Annotated in this window: 23 protein-coding genes; 16 read left to right on the forward strand and 7 right to left on the reverse strand. The window is 55.8% G+C overall.

Going from position 1 to position 18785, the window contains the following annotated elements; genetic code table 11:
* Window positions 1-6 precede the first annotated feature (6 nt).
* From ACR0JR_RS13250 to ACR0JR_RS13270, 5 genes are all read left to right on the forward strand, one after another.
* The gene (locus tag ACR0JR_RS13250) at window positions 7-540 is read left to right on the forward strand and encodes an invasion associated locus B family protein (protein ID WP_170780892.1); all 534 of its coding nucleotides are present in this window, start codon (window positions 7-9) and stop codon (window positions 538-540) included.
* Window positions 541-716: 176 nt separating this feature from the next.
* Entirely contained in the window at window positions 717-887 is a 171-nt protein-coding gene (locus ACR0JR_RS13255) for a hypothetical protein (RefSeq protein WP_170476416.1), read from the forward strand.
* 100 nt (window positions 888-987) lie between these two features.
* Window positions 988-1365, forward strand: a complete 378-nt coding sequence (locus ACR0JR_RS13260) for a lysozyme inhibitor LprI family protein (protein WP_480456547.1) — start codon at window positions 988-990, stop codon at window positions 1363-1365.
* 77 nt (window positions 1366-1442) lie between these two features.
* Window positions 1443-2630, forward strand: coding sequence for a dual-specificity RNA methyltransferase RlmN (gene rlmN / locus ACR0JR_RS13265; RefSeq protein WP_480456548.1), 1188 nt, complete (start codon window positions 1443-1445; stop codon window positions 2628-2630).
* 225 nt (window positions 2631-2855) lie between these two features.
* Window positions 2856-3479: a cytochrome P460 family protein gene (locus ACR0JR_RS13270; protein WP_170476410.1), complete on the forward strand. Its 624-nt coding sequence runs from the start codon at window positions 2856-2858 to the stop codon at window positions 3477-3479.
* A 3-nt stretch (window positions 3480-3482) separates the two neighbouring features.
* Here ACR0JR_RS13270 and ACR0JR_RS13275 read toward each other — a convergent pair whose 3' ends face one another.
* The 3 genes from ACR0JR_RS13275 to ACR0JR_RS13285 all read right to left on the reverse strand — a co-directional run bounded on the left by ACR0JR_RS13275 (window position 3483) and on the right by ACR0JR_RS13285 (window position 6457).
* Window positions 3483-5135: a U32 family peptidase gene (locus ACR0JR_RS13275; protein ID WP_480456549.1), complete on the reverse strand. Its 1653-nt coding sequence runs from the start codon at window positions 5133-5135 to the stop codon at window positions 3483-3485.
* 63 nt (window positions 5136-5198) lie between these two features.
* Entirely contained in the window at window positions 5199-5543 is a 345-nt protein-coding gene (locus ACR0JR_RS13280) for a hypothetical protein (RefSeq protein ID WP_010440680.1), read from the reverse strand.
* Entirely contained in the window at window positions 5540-6457 is a 918-nt protein-coding gene (locus ACR0JR_RS13285) for a DnaJ C-terminal domain-containing protein (RefSeq protein ID WP_480456550.1), read from the reverse strand. The genes ACR0JR_RS13280 and ACR0JR_RS13285 overlap by 4 nt, the downstream gene beginning before the upstream one ends.
* 161 nt (window positions 6458-6618) lie before the next feature.
* Here ACR0JR_RS13285 and ACR0JR_RS13290 point away from each other — a divergent pair, with 161 nt between their 5' ends.
* Window positions 6619-7008 carry a hypothetical protein gene (locus tag ACR0JR_RS13290; RefSeq protein WP_480456551.1) on the forward strand — a complete coding sequence of 130 codons (390 nt, stop codon included), beginning with the start codon at window positions 6619-6621 and terminating at the stop codon, window positions 7006-7008.
* On the opposite strand, the gene ACR0JR_RS13295 is transcribed toward ACR0JR_RS13290, so the two are convergent.
* Together ACR0JR_RS13295 and ACR0JR_RS13300 are read right to left on the reverse strand one after the other, a co-directional pair.
* Window positions 7003-8103, reverse strand: coding sequence for a cystathionine gamma-lyase (locus tag ACR0JR_RS13295; protein WP_480456552.1), 1101 nt, complete (start codon window positions 8101-8103; stop codon window positions 7003-7005). The two genes, ACR0JR_RS13290 and ACR0JR_RS13295, sit on opposite strands and share 6 nt — an antisense overlap.
* Before the next feature lie 3 nt (window positions 8104-8106).
* Window positions 8107-8949 (reverse strand): LOG family protein, encoded by an 843-nt coding sequence (locus ACR0JR_RS13300; RefSeq protein ID WP_480456553.1) that lies wholly within the window; start codon window positions 8947-8949, stop codon window positions 8107-8109.
* Window positions 8950-9027: 78 nt separating this feature from the next.
* On the opposite strand from ACR0JR_RS13300, the gene ACR0JR_RS13305 reads away from it, so the two are divergent.
* The 5 genes from ACR0JR_RS13305 (at window position 9028) to dapD (ending at window position 13165) form a co-directional block, all read left to right on the forward strand.
* Window positions 9028-9939, forward strand: coding sequence for a threonine/serine dehydratase (locus ACR0JR_RS13305; protein WP_480456554.1), 912 nt, complete (start codon window positions 9028-9030; stop codon window positions 9937-9939).
* A gap of 44 nt (window positions 9940-9983) precedes the next feature.
* A complete protein-coding gene (locus ACR0JR_RS13310; protein WP_480456555.1) occupies window positions 9984-10583 on the forward strand; it encodes a GntR family transcriptional regulator in 600 nt (199 codons plus the stop codon).
* A gap of 117 nt (window positions 10584-10700) precedes the next feature.
* Complete coding sequence (locus tag ACR0JR_RS13315) at window positions 10701-11288, forward strand: biotin transporter BioY (protein WP_170780886.1); 588 nt, start codon at window positions 10701-10703, stop codon at window positions 11286-11288.
* A complete protein-coding gene (gene bioB / locus ACR0JR_RS13320; protein WP_480456556.1) occupies window positions 11281-12246 on the forward strand; it encodes a biotin synthase BioB in 966 nt (321 codons plus the stop codon). Before ACR0JR_RS13315 ends, bioB begins: the two co-directional genes overlap by 8 nt.
* A gap of 91 nt (window positions 12247-12337) precedes the next feature.
* Window positions 12338-13165 (forward strand): 2,3,4,5-tetrahydropyridine-2,6-dicarboxylate N-succinyltransferase, encoded by an 828-nt coding sequence (gene dapD / locus ACR0JR_RS13325; RefSeq protein WP_010440698.1) that lies wholly within the window; start codon window positions 12338-12340, stop codon window positions 13163-13165.
* Between the two features lie 55 nt (window positions 13166-13220).
* On the opposite strand, the gene ACR0JR_RS13330 is transcribed toward dapD, so the two are convergent.
* Entirely contained in the window at window positions 13221-14408 is a 1188-nt protein-coding gene (locus ACR0JR_RS13330) for an aromatic ring-hydroxylating oxygenase subunit alpha (RefSeq protein ID WP_480456557.1), read from the reverse strand.
* Between the two features lie 104 nt (window positions 14409-14512).
* On the opposite strand from ACR0JR_RS13330, the gene ACR0JR_RS13335 reads away from it, so the two are divergent.
* Genes ACR0JR_RS13335 through ACR0JR_RS13345 form a run of 3 tightly spaced genes read left to right on the forward strand, consistent with a single transcriptional unit; the run spans window position 14513 to window position 15772 of the window.
* Window positions 14513-14785, forward strand: coding sequence for a hypothetical protein (locus ACR0JR_RS13335; protein ID WP_260023317.1), 273 nt, complete (start codon window positions 14513-14515; stop codon window positions 14783-14785).
* Between the two features lie 11 nt (window positions 14786-14796).
* Window positions 14797-15390: a TetR/AcrR family transcriptional regulator gene (locus ACR0JR_RS13340; protein ID WP_480456558.1), complete on the forward strand. Its 594-nt coding sequence runs from the start codon at window positions 14797-14799 to the stop codon at window positions 15388-15390.
* Window positions 15391-15427: 37 nt separating this feature from the next.
* A complete protein-coding gene (locus ACR0JR_RS13345; protein ID WP_010440705.1) occupies window positions 15428-15772 on the forward strand; it encodes a hypothetical protein in 345 nt (114 codons plus the stop codon).
* Here ACR0JR_RS13345 and ACR0JR_RS13350 read toward each other — a convergent pair.
* Window positions 15769-16827, reverse strand: coding sequence for a transporter substrate-binding domain-containing protein (locus tag ACR0JR_RS13350; protein WP_170771620.1), 1059 nt, complete (start codon window positions 16825-16827; stop codon window positions 15769-15771). The genes ACR0JR_RS13345 and ACR0JR_RS13350 overlap by 4 nt on opposite strands.
* A gap of 207 nt (window positions 16828-17034) precedes the next feature.
* Here ACR0JR_RS13350 and dapE point away from each other — a divergent pair, with 207 nt between their 5' ends.
* Window positions 17035-18174, forward strand: coding sequence for a succinyl-diaminopimelate desuccinylase (gene dapE / locus ACR0JR_RS13355; protein WP_480456559.1), 1140 nt, complete (start codon window positions 17035-17037; stop codon window positions 18172-18174).
* Between the two features lie 3 nt (window positions 18175-18177).
* Complete coding sequence (locus ACR0JR_RS13360; RefSeq protein WP_480456560.1) at window positions 18178-18753, forward strand: TIGR04282 family arsenosugar biosynthesis glycosyltransferase; 576 nt, start codon at window positions 18178-18180, stop codon at window positions 18751-18753.
* Window positions 18754-18785 lie beyond the last annotated feature (32 nt).

Below are 18785 nucleotides of genomic sequence, written 5' to 3' on the forward strand. Positions count from 1 at the left end.
GGACAGATGGGACTAAAGCTCGTTCGCGTGATCGCGGGCCTGTGCATGGCAGGAATTGCGACAACGGCAATTGCTCAGCAGGCTACTAGTACGAACCGCGTCGCGGCAAAGACCGATTGGAGCGTGTTTGTCGAAGAAGACCCCACCGAATGCTGGAGCGTTTCCGCGCCCAAGGAAACAGTGAACACACGCGGTGGCCGCGTCGTTTCCGTGCGGCGCAGCGATATCCTGCTGTTTGTTTTCTACCGCCCAAATGCTGAGGTCAAAGGGCAAGTGACCTTTACCGGCGGCTATCCGTTTGCCTCTGGATCGACTGTCAATCTACTTGTCGATGGCAGCGAATTCGAACTGTTCACGGATGGCGAATGGGCGTGGCCTGCAACCGCCTCGGACGATGCCAAGATCGTCACGGCTATGAAGCGCGGAAGCGAAGCCGTGCTGACTGCCCGTTCGGAACGTGGAACACAGACCAAAGATACGTTCTCATTGCTGGGTTTCACGGCCGCGATCGAAGACGCTGAAAAGCGCTGCACGAACTAAAGTGCACACAGATATGACCTCGAAACCCCGCTATCCGGCGGGGTTTTCTACGTATGGGTAGATCTTTTGGGTTTATTGGAAATTTATCCAACGTCAGAATGTGTTTTTGATCCGTGTCAAAGCCGACTTCTCAAATTTCTGAACTAATCAGTTTAGATCAATTTGAGGAGTTGGCAATGAATCCAAACAAATATCTGTCCGCGCTTTTGGTGGCGTCTGCGGCGATCCTTGCAGGATGCGAGAAGGAAGCGGAAACTTATCCAATTACGGGTGAGCAATGTGGACCGGAAGATCCCGTAAAAACTCTGGATGCAGAAGATTGCTACATCCCACCTGCAGTAAACTGACAAAAATGGACCGCTGAGGTTTCTGCCTTGGCGGTCCAACTTGATTGGGCGTAGGTTTTGATCTGTGATAGACAGGTGTCTCTGTCAGGAGGATCGACGGATGCGATGGGCTATTGTTTTTCTGCTGTTTCCCATGTCCGCAGTTGCGGACCCAACAATGGAGTGTATCGACGCCGGATCGCAGGTTGAGATTGGGTCTTGTGTTTCGGACATGGAAACGCGCGTGAATGCCGCGATAGACTCCAGCTATTCCTTGGCACTTGGCGCTGCAAGGGAACTGGATGACGTCACCGGCCGCGCTGTTGCCACGCCCGCGCTGGAGGCATCGCAAAACGCGTGGACAGCTTATCGCGATGCACAGTGCGAAGCGGTGGGTGCGTCGTTTGGTGGTGGATCAGGCACCGGCATTGCCATAACTGCGTGCCGCGTTGATCTTGGGCGGGCACGTGTTGACGAATTGCTGCGCTATGCAAATTGATGCACGATTTCTTTTGATCTTTGTGCGCGTTCCTATATAGAGGCGCATCCCAAGCCAGAATCCATTGAGATAGCCACATGTCGCCCAAAGCGCCGATCACTCAAGATGTCATGACCATCCCCCGCAAATTGCCCGAGGGGAAGGTGAACCTTGTTGGCCTCACCCGTGATCAATTGCGCGATGTGCTGATTGAGCATGGTACACCGGAAAAGCAGGCAAAGATGCGCACCGGCCAGATCTGGCAGTGGATCTATCAATGGGGTGTGCGCGATTTTGGTGAGATGACCAACCTCGCCAAAGCTTATCGGGCACAACTTGCCGAGAATTTCTTAATCGAAATCCCCGAAGTCGTGACACGTCAGGTGTCCGAGGACGGCACACGCAAATACCTGTGTCGCATCGCGGGAGGGCACGAAGTAGAGGTCGTCTACATCCCCGAAGAAGATCGCGGTACGCTGTGCATCTCGTCTCAGGTCGGCTGCACGCTGACCTGCTCATTCTGTCATACGGGTACACAGAAACTGGTGCGCAATCTGACCGCGGCAGAGATCGTCGGGCAGGTCATGATGGCGCGGGACGATCTTGAGGAATGGCCGACACCCGGTGCCCCCAAGGACGAGACACGGCTATTGTCGAATATCGTGCTGATGGGTATGGGCGAGCCGCTCTATAACTTTGAAAATGTCCGTGACGCGATGAAGATTGCTATGGACCCCGAAGGAATATCTCTGTCGCGCCGACGTATTACCCTGTCGACTTCGGGTGTGGTGCCTGAAATTGAACGTACCGCCAAGGAAATTGGCTGCCTATTGGCGATCTCGTTCCACGCCACAACCGATGAAACCCGCGACGTGCTGGTGCCAATCAACAAGCGCTGGAACATCGAAGAGCTGCTGCAGGCACTGGCCAGCTACCCCAATGCCTCGAACTCCGAGCGAATTACGTTTGAATACGTGATGCTGGATGGCGTGAACGACAGCGATGAGGACGCGCATCGACTGATCGAGCACATCAAGCGCCATAAGATTCCGGCCAAAATCAACCTGATTCCGTTCAACGAATGGCCCGGCGCGCCTTACAAGCGTAGCTCGAACAATCGCATCCGAGCCTTTGCCAATATCATCTATCAGGCGGGTTATGCCTCACCCATCCGCAAAACGCGCGGTGAGGATATCATGGCTGCCTGCGGGCAGTTGAAATCGGCCACCGAACGCGCCCGAAAATCGCGCAAGCAGATTGAGGCCGAGGCTGGCCTGAACCATTAGATTCCGCAGATTGTCCGTCACTACGATAAACTTAATAAGTTGAATGCTGTTTTGGCATTCAGAATTTGCTATGTTTAAGGGGCATCTGCTCTGGTTGGGGGGTCACTAGCAAACACAAAGTGGTGAAGTTGCTGGGGCGGTGCTGGCAACACTATTTAAGGCCGCTATCATTTTTCGAACTTAATGCGGCATTTCGGCGAACTGATCAGTCAGGGAGGCCATAGAATGATTACAAGACACCTGCCGATCGTTAAGATCGTGCTGTTTATTGCGGTGTTGGGGCTTATTTCTGTTGCGGGAAATGCACAGAACAACGATCAGGATGCTCATCTGGCCATTGAAAACCCGGCTGATCTGTCCAAGGAAGATGCTCAGGCTCATTACAAATCTCTGTCCCGGCGCATGGAACGAGGCTATGCCGCAGCCCAGTTGGACGTGCTTTTGAACTATCAAGCCTGGCCGCTTTTCAACGATGCACCCTATATCTCGGCCACCCATGGGCAGCGCTATGTCAACAGCTACGCCAATCGCATGGCGCATAATTACGGAACCTTGCAGGAAGGTGAGGTTTTGCCTGTGGGCTCGGTTCTGGCCAAAGACAGCATGACCGTCACCGATGAGGGTAACGTGCATCCGGGTGCCTTGTTCGTGATGGAAAAACTACCGGCGGGTACCAACCCTGAGACAGCAGATTGGCGATACATCATGGTGATGCCGGATGGTTCGCTGTTTGGCGACACGATGGGCTTTCGCGCGTCCGAGGTCGATTACTGCCATGTCTGCCACGAGGCGGTTGCTGACAGGGATTATACGTTTTACGTGCCTGAAGAGTATCGCGTCGAGAACTGAACTTCAGCTTGCTGGTAAGGTCAGTTCGGTGGCCTCGCGGCGGCTAAGTTGCTCACCCTGCTTGCGTTTGGACAGAACCTCGCGTGCACGCGCGAATTTCTCATCCTGCCAGAAGATCAAACAGCCGTTGCAGCCTTTGCCGCAACACCCTTCGGTTCCGATGCGATTGGTTTTGAAGCGGCGTTCGTTGCCGTCTTCTCCGATTTTTTCAATCAATTCATCGCGGCGGCGCGCATAAGCTTTGGCGTTGTCACGACCCGTGGTCTCCAGCCCTTGCACCAGCTTGTCGAACCGAATGCGGCTCCAGTGTTCGTCCGTCAGGGCGCGTTCCTTGCGCAGAACCGAGTAGACAGGGAAACGCGCGCGTAAATCTTCGATATCCTCGTGATCGAACAGAGTGAATGGCAGGCGGATAATTGTCTTGGTGCTCCCATGCACCACGTTTAGTCTCGCGCCATCTTGGGCGCGTTCAAAGTCATAGACCCGCAACAGAACCGTCTCGCGTGAAATCGGAGAGACGAAGTCTAACACATCCCCCGGTTCCAGCTTGTTTTTCACCTCGACTAGAAAGGCATCCTCGGTCACTTCAGTGACGATTCCCGCATATTCCCACTGCGCGATAGACGCGGTGTGCTCGTAATCATGGGCGTAGTTTGTCAGTCGGCCTTCGTGGAAGGCCAGCGTGTAGCCTCGGTTCCCGACGGTTTCGAGTTCACGCATGTAAGGTTTCGGGTCCCAGTTCTCGGGGTCGGCGTGATAGTCGTCAATGGCCATACGATAGGCCCGTGCAACGATGGCGGCGTAGTATTCTGACTTACCGCGCCCTTCGACCTTAAGGCTGTCGACGCCGATCTTCAGGTATTCATCCAGTTTTGGCATGATGCACAGATCGCGCGAGTTCAGGATATAAGACCCCCGATCATCTTCTTCGATGGGCATCAGTTCACCGGGGCGGCAGCCCTCTTCCAGCAGGAATTCAAACATATCGGCGTTTTCGTCGGTAATGCGCAGCTCCTGATGCGTACCGTCTTTCAGACGCAGTTTCAGACCATAGTTCCAACGGCAAGAATTGGCACAGTTGCCTTGATTCGCCCCGCGTTCGGCCATGAAGTTAGATAGCAGGCAGCGGCCCGAATAGGTCATGCACATGGCGCCGTGGACGAATGCCTCAAGCTTGATGTCGGGGCATTTCTCGCGAATCTCGACCAGTTCGGGGTATGAGACTTCGCGCGCCAGGACTACAAGCTCGGCCCCCTGATCCTGCCAGAACTTCACCGACAACCAAGAACAGATATTGGCCTGGGTTGAGATATGCAGCGGCAATTCAGGCGCCCGTTCACGGACGTATTGGAACACGCCGGGATCAGCGATGATCAGCCCGTCGGGTTTCACCTTGCGGACGGTGTCGATGTATTCATCGAGCTTCGGGATGTCCTTATTGTGCGAGAACAAGTTCAGCGTCAGGTACGCGCGCCGGCCGTGGCTATGGCAGAACTCGACCCCCTCGATCACCTCTTCCAGCGAGAACTCGGATTTAGTCCGCAGCGACATATCCGGTGTGCCCAGATAGACCGCATCCGCGCCATACAGGATGGCGAGTTTTAACTTGCGTAGATTGCCCGCAGGCATCAGCAATTCGGATCTGGACTGGGTCATAGGGATACCGGGCTAAGGATCAAGGGCGTCTTCTACGCCAATACCCCTGTGCCCAAAACCCCGTTACCTGCGACTGAACCGCGCTGTGCCGATGACCTCGATCAGTTGTTTTCGAACAGGTTCCGGTTGGGCCTCGACCGCGTTCAGCACCTCGCGCAATTCGGCGCGCAGCCCATGCATCTGGTCGATCAGCGAGATCATCATCGACAGTGCGTCGGCCTCCATATCGTACTGGTCATGCAGCTCGCATGCCAGTTCCAGTCGGGCAACGTCAATGCGCTGATATCGCAGCCCTTGCTCCGATTGCTCGGGGATCACGATCTCAGCCGCCAGATATTCGGTTAGGCGATCCGAAGTCAGGCGGGCGATGGTTTCGATCAGTTCGGCTTCGGTCAATGTGCGGCTCATGACGGCATTCCTTTGCGCGGATCATAGCTGTGGGTTTCGCGCCATGTCTCCATGAATTGCTTCAAATCATCGTCTACCTTGTCCGGCATTGCGACGGTCAGTTCGATGAACTGATCACCCCTATCGGACGAGCCGCGCTTCTTGACCCCTTTGCCACGCAGGCGCAGGGTTTTGCCGCTGCTGGTCCCTGCAGGGACACTGACATTGACGCCCCCGTCGATGGTGGGCGCTTGGACCTTGCCGCCCAATACCGCCTCGTCAATGGTGATGGGCAACGTAATATGGATGTCATCGCCCTGACGGTCAAACACCGGATGATCCGCAACCGAGATGGTGACCAGCGCATCCCCGGGAGGGCCTTCACCATATCCCGGTGCCCCCTTGCCACGCAGGCGGATGGTTTGACCGGTCGTGATGCCCGCCGGTATCTTCACTTCAATCCGGTTCCCATCCGGTAGGGTCAGCTTTTGGCTGGCGCCGAATACGGCATCCAGAAAACTGATCTGCAGTGAGTAATTCAGGTTGTGCCCCGGCGCGTGGAACTCTTGTGTTTGTTGGCCATAACCACCCCGCCCGCGCATGAACTCGGCGAAGATGTCGGACATGTCGTCTTGCTCGGTCGAATACCCGCGATAGGGGTTGCCTGCAGCTTCGGCATAGTCCCGATAATATTGCTGCTGTGGACGTTCCTGACCGGACGCATCAATCTCGCCATTGTCATAGCGTTTGCGCGTTTCGGGGTCTTTCAACAGGTCATAAGCGGCGGCAGCGGCTTTGAACTTGGCTTCGGCTTCCGCATCACCCGGCTTAAGGTCCGGGTGACACTCCTTCGCGATCTTCCGGTAGGCTTTCTTGATCTCGGCATCGCTGGCGTCTTTGGCGACACCAAGAACGGTATAAGGATCGTCGCTCATATTGCCTCTCATCGATGTAGGTGTGGTCTGGCATTGATGAAGGTATTTTATCATGTGATTTCAACAGGTCAAAAAACCTTCGGGGTCGAATTACCTCGCAAATTCTGGTTGTCCTGCTAATATCTGCATGTTTCGAAGTGTTGATTGTTGGAGATCACCTTATGTCGCGCAGAATAAAATCCGCTCTCGCGTTACTAGCCGGGAATGCCATCGGGTTGTTGCTTGCTTCGCTGCTGCTGGCGGGCTTTGCAATCAAGCCGATCTCGTTCATCGTTGTAGCGATTGTCTTTACGCTGGTTCAGGTTGTGGCCGAACCGCTGATCCTGAAGCTGGGCGAGAAGAAGGCCCCGGCGCTGAAAGGTGGGATCGCACTGATTGTCACATTTGTGGGCTTGCTGGTGACCGATCTGATAACAGCGGGGCTAACAGTTGGAGGTATTTCCAACCTGCTGGCAGCGACTTTGCTGGTATGGCTGGGCGCGTTGATCGCCAGCATCGTGCTGCCAATCTACGTGTTCACCGAGCTGCGTGAACCTAAGAAGAAATCATAACGCGTTCAGGCTGGCCTCGATCGCCCGCCGCAGTTCTTCTACAGGCTCGCACCCGACAGACAAGCGGATAAAGGCAGGGTCGACCGCATCGCCCCAGCGGGCACGCCGCTCGGCTGAGCTGTGGACACCGCCGAAGGATGTGGCAGGGCGCAGCAGGGGGCAGGCGTTGATGAACTGTTCGGCTTTGGCCTCAGACTCCAGCGTGATTGTCAGCAGAAAACCGAACCGAGCGGTTTGGGCAGCCGCCAATGCGTGCGATGGATCACCGGGCAGGCCGGGATAGCGAATGTGTTTCACGGCCGGGTGCGATGCCAACCGTTCGGCCAGAACTTGCGCCGAGCTACACATGCGATCAAACCGCACATCCAGCGTTTCAAGGCCACGGTGCAACAACCACGCCTCGTGCGGCCCCGGTATCGCACCTGAAACGCGGCGCCATTCCTCTACCCGTTCCATGATTTGCGCATCGCGGCTGGCGACATGGCCCATCAGCAGGTCCGAATGCCCGCCCATCGCCTTCGTATCCGAACTCACCACCACATCGACGCCAAGGTCCAGTGGGCGTTGGCCCAATGGTGTCATGGTTGTGTTGTCGGCAATCGTGATGCCACCAGCCTCGCGCACGGGCCTGGCGATTGCTGGCAGATCAAGCATATCCAGACCGGGGTTCGATGGGCTTTCCAAGAACACGACATCAATTCCATCAAAGCCACCTTCGGCAAAGGCAGTAGTTGGGCGTTCGACGATTGAAACGCCCAGATTCGACAGGAACCGGTCGGCCAGAAGCCGGGTCACATAGTATCCGTCGGATGGGATCAGCAAACGAGACCCTGCTTTGACCGTGGCAAACAACGCAGCCGAAATCGCCCCCATGCCAGAAGGAAAGCTGAGGCAAGGCGCGTTTTCGAGATGCGACAGGACGTGCTCCAGGTGAACCCAAGTCGGGTTGTCGACTCGGCCATAACTGGCGTGACCGTCTGGATCACCCGGCAAATGAAACATGCTGCTTTGGGTCAATGGCAGGGCTACAGGCTCGCCCTTGTCCAACGCGTTTCCGCGCAGGTGGAGCATCTCGCCGGTCTTGGGTATAGTCATAGCTCAGCGCCCCGGAATTTGGTCACGCGGGGGAGCAGGTTCCCAGTTCTCGATGATCTCGACCGCCTCTTGCGCGGTGTCGACAAAGCGGAACAGGTCCAGATCTTCGTCCGAGATGGTGCCCGCGTCCGCCAGCGCCTCCCAGTTGATGACTCTCTCCCAGAACTCACGCCCGAACAGCAGGAACGGAACGCGTTCCATCCGTCCTGTCTGGATTAGGGTCAGGGATTCGAACAACTCATCCATGGTGCCGAACCCGCCCGGGAAAATAGTGATGGCGCGGGCGCGCATCAGGAAGTGCATTTTGCGGATAGCAAAATAGTGGAAGTTGAAGCTGAGATCAGGCGTTACATACAGGTTCGGGGCCTGTTCGTGCGGCAGCACGATGTTCAGGCCGATCGAACAGCCACCCGCATCCAGTGCACCGCGATTACCCGCTTCCATTACGCCGGGTCCGCCGCCGGTGACGATCACATTCTCACGGCAGCCGGTCTGGTTCGATTTCTCTGTCATCAGGCGCGCAAACTCGCGCGCCTCATCGTAGTATTTTGACAGCCCGGCCAAGGTCTCAGTCCGCGCCGTGTGTTTCTGGGCTGGTTCCGGGATGCGTGCACCGCCAAACATGACGATAGTCGAGGTGATCTCACGCTCGGTCATGATCATCTCGGGCTTGAGCAACTCCAGTTGCAGGCGAACGGGGCGCAGCTCATCCCGGCACAGGAAATCATCATCAGCGAAGGCAAGTCGATAGGCCGATGACCGCGTCTGCGGCGTGTCCGGCACTTCGCTTGCGGTCGAGCGGTCGGTCTGTGCGTCGCGAAAGGGGCTGAGGCGATCTTCTCTCATAAACGGGGTTCCCTGCTTGCGTGTTTCCAAAACAGCTATAGGGTTCGCGGGAAGAGTGCCAGTCACGGAAAGACAAGAATGGATTGGAAAAGTGAAATATTGGCAGCGCGGGATCGCATTGCCGGACATGCACAAATCACACCTGTGATGCAGAGCAATGCGCTGGGTTATCCGGTCGAGTTGAAGCTGGAGCATATGCAACACACTGGCAGCTTCAAAGCGCGCGGCGCGTTCAACACTTTGCTCAGCATGGATGTTCCTTCGGCGGGCGTGGTGGCGGCATCGGGTGGCAACCATGGAGCGGCTGCGGCTTATGCGGCGCATGCGTTAGGTCATCCGGCGAAGATTTTTGTGCCCGAGCTTGCAGGACCGTCGAAGATTTCCCTGATCGAACGGATCGGAGCCGATCTGAGCGTGGTTCCGGGGGAATATGCCAACGCTTTGACCATGGCTCAGGCACATGAGGCTGAATCTGGTGCAATGCAAATCCACGCCTATGACGCGCCCGCAACTGTTGCCGGGCAAGGGACGTGTTTTGCTGAATGGGACGCGCAGGGTTTGCAGGCAGATACAGTTCTGGTTGCTGTCGGTGGCGGCGGCCTGATTGCTGGGGCGCTGGCTTGGTTTCAGGGTGCGCGCAAGGTTGTGGCTGTCGAGCCAGAAACCTCCTGCGCGCTGAATGCTGCCTTGGCTGAAGGTGAGCCGGTTGATGTTTCGGTCTCAGGCATTGCAGCGAATGCGTTAGGCGCACGTCGAATTGGCGATATCTGCTTCGGTCTGGCACAGGGGATGACTTCGGTTTTGGTTCCCGATGAGGCGATAACGCAGGCCCAGCAGACATTGTGGCAAGCTCATCGAATTTTGGTGGAACCAGCTGGGGCCGCAGCCATGGCTGCGCTGATCTCAGGTGCATATCAGCCCGAACCAGATGAGCGGGTTGCGGTTCTTATCTGCGGTGGGAATATTGCGCCGGACCCCCTGGCTGATTGAATTAACCGCTTGCGGAGACGCGTTGTGAATTTTATCTATAATTTATGAATGCGACCATTGCCGACACGATATATGAAGCGCTGAGCCAGAAAATCATAACCGGCAACCTTGCCGCCGGTGAGAAGTTGCGTCAGGACCATATCGCGCGCGACTTTGAAACCAGCCATGTGCCGGTGCGTGAAGCTCTGCTGCGGCTTGAGGCACATGGATTAGCCAAAAGCGAGCCGCGAAAGGGCATGCGTGTCACTGCCTTGGACCCCGCCGAAGTGCGTGAGGTGATCGAAATGCGTGTCGCGCTTGAAGCTCTGGCGCTGCAGCATTCGGCGCAAAACATGACCCCAACCGCACTGAAAGTAGCTGATCAGGCGCGAAAAGACTGCGATGAGGCTGACAGTATGCCGCAATGGGAAGCGCGGAACAGAGTCTTTCACCGAGCTATCCTGACGCCATGCGGCCTACCTCGCCTGTTGCATGCGATTGATGATCTGCATATTGCCAGCGCGCGGCATCTGTTCGCGCACTGGCGACCAAAATGGATGCAGCGGATCGATACGGATCACGCGGCTATAATTCAGGCGTTAAAAAGCAAAGATGTGTCAGCGGCGACATCGATTCTGGTGCGCCATATTCGCCGCGCAAATTGAATTCTTTCAGGCAGTTAAGTGCTATTTTTCACTGCTGAAGATTTCACTTGATTTTTAATAGATAAAAATGATGATCATGAGTCAACTGGTCAATAATTATCTATAAAAGGAAGTACAATGAAAACCATGCTGCGATCCGCCTTGCCGACTACCGGTGCGCTCAGCCCGGCGGGACAGATCATCCGTGTCGTGATGGGCATCCTTCTGCTGACAGCCAGCGCAAAAGTCCAAGTGCCATTTTGGCCGGTGCCGATGACCCTGCAGGTCGCTGCCGTCATGGCGATTTCTGCAGCTTTCGGGATGCGCCTCGGATCCGCAACTGTGATTGGCTACATGGTGGCTGGAGCCGTCGGTCTGCCGGTTTTTGCCGGGACACCCGAAAAAGGCATCGGACTGGCCTATATGATGGGCGGCACTGGTGGCTATCTGCTCGGCTTCGTTGTTGCCGCGGCCATTGTCGGATGGGTGGCGGATAATCTGCGCAAGCTGTTTTTGGTCCCGGCCATGTTAGCTGGACTTGTAGCGATCTACGCTCTGGGTCTGGGGTGGCTGGCCCAGTTTGTACCTGCAGACAAAGTGCTGGTTTACGGTTTCAGCCCGTTTATCGTAGGTGATCTTGTAAAGATCGCGTTGGCGGCCGTTATCGTGATTGGCCTGCCAACGGGTTTGATGCAGAAAATCCGCGGGTCGCAAGCGGATGCTTGATACCGGACAGGACATCCGCAGCAACTGGACCGTGGATGAGGTGGAGGCGCTACTGCGCCTCCCGCTGCTGGATCTGGTTGGCCGTGCAAATACCATCCATCGGACGTATCACGACCCGGAAGACATTCAGAAGGCCAGCCTGCTATCGATCAAAACCGGCAGCTGCCCGGAAGATTGTGCCTATTGCCCTCAATCCGCGCATCACCGCGAGGTCGAACTGACCAAAGAGAAATTGATGGACCCCGGGCATGTGGTCTCGCTGGCGAAACGGGCCAGGGATGCCGGGGCCGAGCGGTTCTGCATGGGGGCCGCGTGGCGCCAAGTGCGGGATGGGGAAGAATTCGACAATGTTCTGGAAATGGTTCGGGGCGTTCGCAATCTGGGGATGGAAGCCTGCGTGACACTGGGTATGTTGAAGCCGCATCAGGCCCAACGACTCGCCGACGCGGGACTTACTGCCTACAATCACAACCTTGACACCTCGCCGGAGTTCTATGGTGAGATCATCGGGACGCGCACCTATCAGGATCGGTTGGAAACACTCAGCTATTGCCGTGACGAAGGTATCGATCTGTGTTGTGGAGGTATCATCGGCATGGGTGAAAGTCTGCGGGATCGTGCTTCTCTATTGCGGGTTCTAGCGAGTTTTGACCCACATCCCGAAAGCGTTCCAATCAATGCTCTGATCCCGATTAAAGGCACTCCGCTGGAGCAACGAGAGAAGGTGAGCATCTTCGACCTGGTGCGCATGGTTGCGACCGCACGTATCACCATGCCAGCAACCCGCGTACGCTTGTCGGCGGGCCGGTCTGACTTTTCGACCGCAGAGCAGGCATTGTGTTTTCTCGCCGGCGCAAACTCGGTTTTCTACGGAGATGTTTTGCTGACCGCACCCAATGCTGGAACGCAAAATGACAGGGACATGTTTACAGTTCTTGGCGCAATAGCAGAAGATTGACGCATGTAGGGTTGCTTGCGTCGCATTGCGCCATGGTTTCACCTTGCGTATAGGCCACATCAACGTGAACAGATTCTCTAGGGAGACGCCTATGTCAAACGCGCAACTTGAAGCCGCCATCGAAGCCGCCTGGGACATGCGTGATACGATCACACCGGCCACGACGGGCGAGCAGCGTGAGGCCATCGAGGATACTCTGAATGCGTTGGACAGCGGTTCATTGCGCGTTGCCGAAAAGCAGGCAGATGGCAACTGGCACGTAAACCAGTGGGCTAAGAAGGCCGTTCTTCTGGGGTTCCGTATCAAGGATATGGAGATCCAAAATGGCGGCCCGCAAGCCGGTGGCTGGTGGGACAAGGTCGACAGCAAGTTCGCCGGTTGGGATGAGAACCAGTGGCGCGCTGCAGGTTTCCGGGCGGTGCCCAACTGCGTCGTGCGCAAGTCAGCCTATATTGCACCCGGTGCGGTGTTGATGCCGTCATTTGTGAACCTGGGTGCTTATGTGGACGAAGGCACCATGGTCGATACCTGGGCAACGGTCGGTTCTTGCGCACAGATCGGAAAGAATGTGCACCTGTCGGGCGGTGTTGGCATCGGCGGAGTGCTGGAGCCAATGCAGGCTGGTCCCACCATCATCGAAGATAACTGCTTTATCGGTGCCCGTTCCGAGGTTGTTGAAGGCTGTATTGTCCGCGAAGGTTCGGTTCTGGGCATGGGCGTATTCATTGGCAAGTCGACCAAGATTGTCGATCGCGAAACCGGTGAGGTTATGTATGGCGAGGTTCCGCCCTATTCGGTGGTTGTTGCAGGCTCGATGCCGTCCAAGAACAACGTCAGCCTGTATTGCGCGGTCATCGTGAAACGCGTTGATGAAAAGACGCGCTCGAAAACCGGGATCAACGATCTGCTGCGCGACTGATCCTGAGCTGTTTATTTAAGATTTGGCCGCAGAGCAGATGTTGCGGCCAAATCTATTATTGCTTGGGCATCAACCCCAGCACTGTCTGTTGAAAGAAATCTATTGCGGCCTCGCCGCCAGCGCCTTTGGCGAGAGCGCCCACTTCGAAGCGCGGAGATTGCATGGATTTTTGCATCTTTTCGCAAACCCAGACATCTTCGGTTTGGAAATCGCCCGTTTCCAGCGGGTGTTTGGTCCAGTGCGAGGATTTGATCAGCCCTGTTTCGGCATCGTACCCGGGAATGTCAGCCGCGCGGTGCGTGTAAGTAAACCAGCCCTTCGGAGACCAGTTCCGCACCCTTAATCGCATCCTGTTTGCGCTTATGGGTTCCATCGTTGAAATCGAGAATCCCCAGGGATTGGGCGTTAGGATCGTGGTTGGGAACAGCATGTAGACCCCGCCATACCCGGGAGTTTCAGCATTTTTAACGGTTTTCAAACCTGAACCTTTGGCGGAGTTTTCAACGAATTGCGGAATCCTGTGTTTCACACCTTCGCGCTCGGTCGACCACCAAATCATATTTTGACCAAACACCTCCCACAGGTTTTTGTCATGGGTCGGCCCTCCCAGCGTGTCTTTGTGCAGATAGGCAAGATGATAGCCATCAATTGCGTTCTCGAAGAAGACCTTCCAATTGCACTCGATTTCATAAACCACGTTGTCGGGATTTTCCTGCAGCTCGGTCGAGTTCAGATCATGCGGCCAGGGAATTTGATCCAGCCCGCTCAGCCAGTTGTCAAAATCCGCATCCGGGTCAGGATTAACGAAAACAAGATTGCGAAATACGCCCACAGCCGTCCCAAAAAGAGCATTGGATTTCTTGTCGAGATCAGGAAAGCACTCACGCTGGGCAGGAACTCCGCGCAAAGCACCGTCCAGATTATAGACCCAGTTGTGATAGGGGCAGACAATGGTTTTGCCTGCATTGCCGCATCCTTCCAGAAGTTCTGTACCACGATGGCGGCAAAGATTGTGAAACCCGCGTAACTCACCATCGGCGCCTTTGATGACAATTACGGATTTTGCTCCGGCTTTGATCGTGCGAAAATCTCCGGGTTCAGGAAAATCCATTGTCACACCGGCAAAGGTCCAGCAGCGGCTGAAGATATGTGCTTGTTCAACCTGAAACCAATCCTCTGAAACATAGGCTTCTCGCGGTAGTCGGTTTTTCGGTTTGTCGGGTAGCGATGCCGGGGCTTGCATGTCACTTCCTTAGATTGTCAAAAATGATAATTGTCATTATTGACAATAAAGCGATTTGTCCAGTATCCAATTTCAAGATTTCGACCGAAGGATAAGGCGGGCAGATGAAACCTGGAAACAGCCTAAGGCATCACAAATGGATGACTATCGCGGCTGTGCTGGTGCTGCTGGCATCAACACTGGCGGGGGTATATGCGATCTGGGGTGTGGTTTTTGTGTACTGGGGAGTTCTGGCAATTCGATCAGGGCAGGCCTTTCTTGTTGAAGCTATTGAGCGCAGAGAGAACCCGGTTTTGTTCTGGGTGCTAACGGCGATGTGGTTCGGCTTCGGAGTACTTTACATCCTGACGGACATTTTCCCCACTCAGACCGCCTGAACGAATAGCTCATGCCCAGAACCAGTTTGAAAGATGTCCGTACGCAGGAAATACTGAGCGCATTTACCAAATGTGTCGCGCGGTATGGATTGGATGGCTCAACACTCGCCCGTATCTCCGAAGAAGCGGGGATCGCGCGGCCTCTGCTTCGTCACTACCTTGGCAATCGCGAAGAAATGATCCAGCGCCTGCTGGACCATGTTCTGAGTGATTTTGCTACGCGGACAAAATCCTTCTTCGATATGTTGCCAGCAACAGGGCGCATTGATGCTTTGATCGAAGCGTTGTTTGGACGCGTTGATTATTCTTCTGAAAGCGCCGCTGTTTTTGCGGCTTTGGTTGCGGCCTCGGAGCGACACAAAGAAATTCGCCAACCCCTGTTGCGCTTCGTATACGAGTTTGAAGACCGTATCGCTGCCGAGATCCGCGCTGAGAGTACGAGCGCTGATCCGAATCTTGTGGATGTCGCGGCTGCAGGGATCACAGCGATTTACTTCAATACAGATGCGGTGATGCCCTTGGTTCCAAAGGAAGGGTGGCGCGACAGGCAGCGCGCAGCCGCATTGGTTTTGCTGGAAGCGGCCCGCCAGAGCGGTCGGACCTGAGTTGACCCACACTCTGGCTCAGCGTATTGCGGGCCTTATGCAGAAGCAAAAGAAACCCTCGCGTCAGCAAGTCTATACTCTTCTGGTTCAGATTGGCCGGAAGGATGGAGATGGTTTGCCAAAAGACGCAACCGGAGCCGCGCTGATGTGTTTTGCCAGCGGTGTGGATGAGGCAGAAGCCGTGCGTGAAACGGTGGCGATTCTAAAACAAGCCGATACCGCTCCTCTGGATGTCACCGGCTACGGCACGCTTGCCGAGCGTGAAGCGCAGGGGCACGATATCGATCCGGATGAGCGGGCATTGATGCAGCGGGCGCTGGACGAAAACGCCGTCATAGTTGCGCAGATGACGCCATTCTTTGGAGACGAGAGCCCGGCTTAGTTTCGCGCTCCGAACCATTTGCGGTAGATTTCATCATAGGTACCGTCTTCGCGAAGAGAGAGAAGCGCCTGGTTGACGTCTTCAACCAAAGGCGAACCGGTTGGGAAGGCGATGCCATAATTTTCGCGTAGGAAAATCCCGCCGGTCATACTTGCCGTTCTTCGACCCTCATGACTGGCGTAATAGGACAGAATGGGCGCATCGAATACGACTGCATCCAGATCCTTGTCTTTGAACGCAGCCAGCATGTCCTGAAGGTCGGCATAGCCCGTGAACTCGATCTCGCGGCGGTTCAGAAAGTTGGCTGCTGTTGAATCAGAGATGGTTCCGACTTGCTTGCCATAGAGGTCATTAACCGAATTCACGCTGCCGGTGATAGCATCTACAGTCATCACCGATGTGATCCGGGCCGTAAACACCGATACGATGAACAGCGAGGAAACCACCAGCACAACCCCCAGAATGCGCCCGAACGGAGTGCGGGGCATCCGCTCTTCAAATCCGCCATTAACCACGAGGTTGAGCGCCCACCAGAAGGAAGGGAACCAAGCCTCATTCAGTTTCCGGTCAAAATAGGGCTGCGCGCGTTTCTCGAAACTCCACATCAGCATGCCGCCGCCCAGAAGAATGGCAAAGGCCAGACCAATGGCGATGAACAGCTCGCGCGACAGCAGGGCGTGCAGTAAAGACGGTTGGCGCGCTGCCTCGGACGGAACCATGATCTGTAGCCCGGCTTCAAAGATGGGCTGCGTAAAATCCATGCGGGTTTCACGCATGGCGGTGATCGAAATATTTGCGATGGCCAGATCGGCTGAACCATCCTGAACAGCCCCCAGCATTTCGCCAAAGCTCTCGACACGGTTGATCGAATACTCCCAGCCCAGCGACTCAGATAATGCCGCCAGCAGGTCCATCGAGAAACCGGTCTGGGCGCCATCCTCGACAAACGAGAACGGAGGGCGGGTCACAGTTGTAACCGTGAGGGTCTGAGCCTGGCTTTGCTGCGCGAGAGTCGCGAAAGTCAGGCAGATCAATGCGAAGAAGACGCGCTTCATTTGGAATCACCTGTTTCGCGGCCCTCTAACCCAGTTCGGGGCAGCGCGGCAAGGCAGCCGCAGGGTCAAGGCTCATGTTTTATTGGTGTGCTAAAATCGAAGTCTTTGGATTTTGGATTGGAAATCTGACTATTCGGGGTTGGCAAGCTGGGCAATTCGTTGAATCTGTGCACGAACACCGGCATCCATCAGAACAAGAGGCCCGTTATGACCGATCCAGTTGAGCTGACCGCAAATCTGATCCGTTGCCCTTCGGTCACACCCGAAGAGGGCGGCGCGCTGGTTTTACTGCAACGTGAACTCGCAGATGCAGGTTTTGAATGCACCCGTGTGGATCGCGGAGGTGTCAGCAACCTATTTGCGCGTTGGGGGAAGAAAGGGCATGCTCGCAGCTTTGGCTTCAACGGCCACACAGATGTTGTTCCGGTGGGTGATGAGGCCGCTTGGACTGCGCCCCCATTCGGAGCAGAAATTCGTGATGGAGTAATGTATGGCCGTGGTGCAACGGACATGAAATCGGGTGTGGCGGCCTTTGCCGCAGCAGCCATTGATTTTGTGCGCAATACGCCTCCGGATGGTGCGGTGATTCTGACAATAACAGGTGATGAAGAGGGTGATGCGGTTGATGGCACTGTCGCCCTGCTGGATCACATGGATGCGACGGATGAGCGGATGTCGGTCTGTCTAGTAGGGGAACCAACCTGTCCGAATAAGATGGGTGAAATGATGAAGATCGGTCGGCGCGGCTCGATGTCAGCTTGGTTTACCGCGACCGGGGTGCAGGGGCATTCTGCTTATCCGCACCGGGCGAAAAACCCATTGCCAGCAATGGCGCGGTTGATGGATCGGCTGGCCAGTCGCGAGCTGGATCAGGGGACCGACCACTTTGATGCCTCAACATTGGCCGTGGTGACGATCGATACGGGCAATCCAGCGACGAACGTCATCCCGGCGCAATGCTCTGGAACAGTGAACATTCGGTTCAATGACCTGCACTCGGGCGCCGGCCTGAGCGACTGGTTGAAATCCGAGGCTGAATCAGTTGCCAAGGCGTTTGGAGTTGAAATCGAAACCAAGATCAAAATCTCAGGTGAGAGCTTTCTGACTCCTCCGGGTCCGCTCTCGGATCTGGTAGCGCGCGCCGTTGAGGCAGAAACCAATATCTGCCCCGAGTTTTCAACCACTGGCGGCACTTCGGATGCCCGGTTCATCAAGAACCATTGCCCAGTGGTCGAATTCGGGCTGGTCGGGCGCACGATGCATCAGGTTGATGAGTGCGTTGAGGTGGCACAAATTCATCAGCTCAAGGCAATATACGCGCGAATTCTATCGGATTATTTTGCCTGATTGATGCAAAAGACTTTGGTCATCATGGTGAAAGAGCCACGTCCGGGGCGGGTGAAAACCCGTCTGGGACGCGATATTGGCATGGTCGGTGCGGCTTGGTGGTTTCGACATCAAACGCGGTCACTTGTCCGACGCCTGCGCGATCCGCGCTGGCAGATTGTTCTGGCGGTTACTCCGGATCGGGAGGGGATGAACAGCCGTGTCTGGCCAGTCGATCTCCCGCGTAAGCCGCAAGGGCGCGGAGATCTCGGTGATCGTATGGGGCGGATGCTGCGCGGTGCCCCCGATGGGCCAGTATGTTTGATCGGTGCAGATATTCCGGGGATTACACGCGGACACATCGCGCGGGCCTTCGGTGCATTGGGCCGGGCTGAAATCGTGTTCGGGCCAGCCCCTGACGGGGGCTATTGGTTGGTCGGTGCGCAGCGTTATGGCGCGTTGCCGTCAGGGATGTTCAACAACGTGCGCTGGTCGACTGAGAACGCTTTGGCCGACACGCTGGCTTCGGTAAATGGACGTCGAGTGACGTTGCTGGATCACCTGCGCGATGTGGATACCGTGGCCGATCTGCACGGCTGACCCGACAGGCCGCTTTTTGGTCATGACGCGGT

It is taken from the genome of Ruegeria sp. AA3 (genome assembly GCF_056542905.1).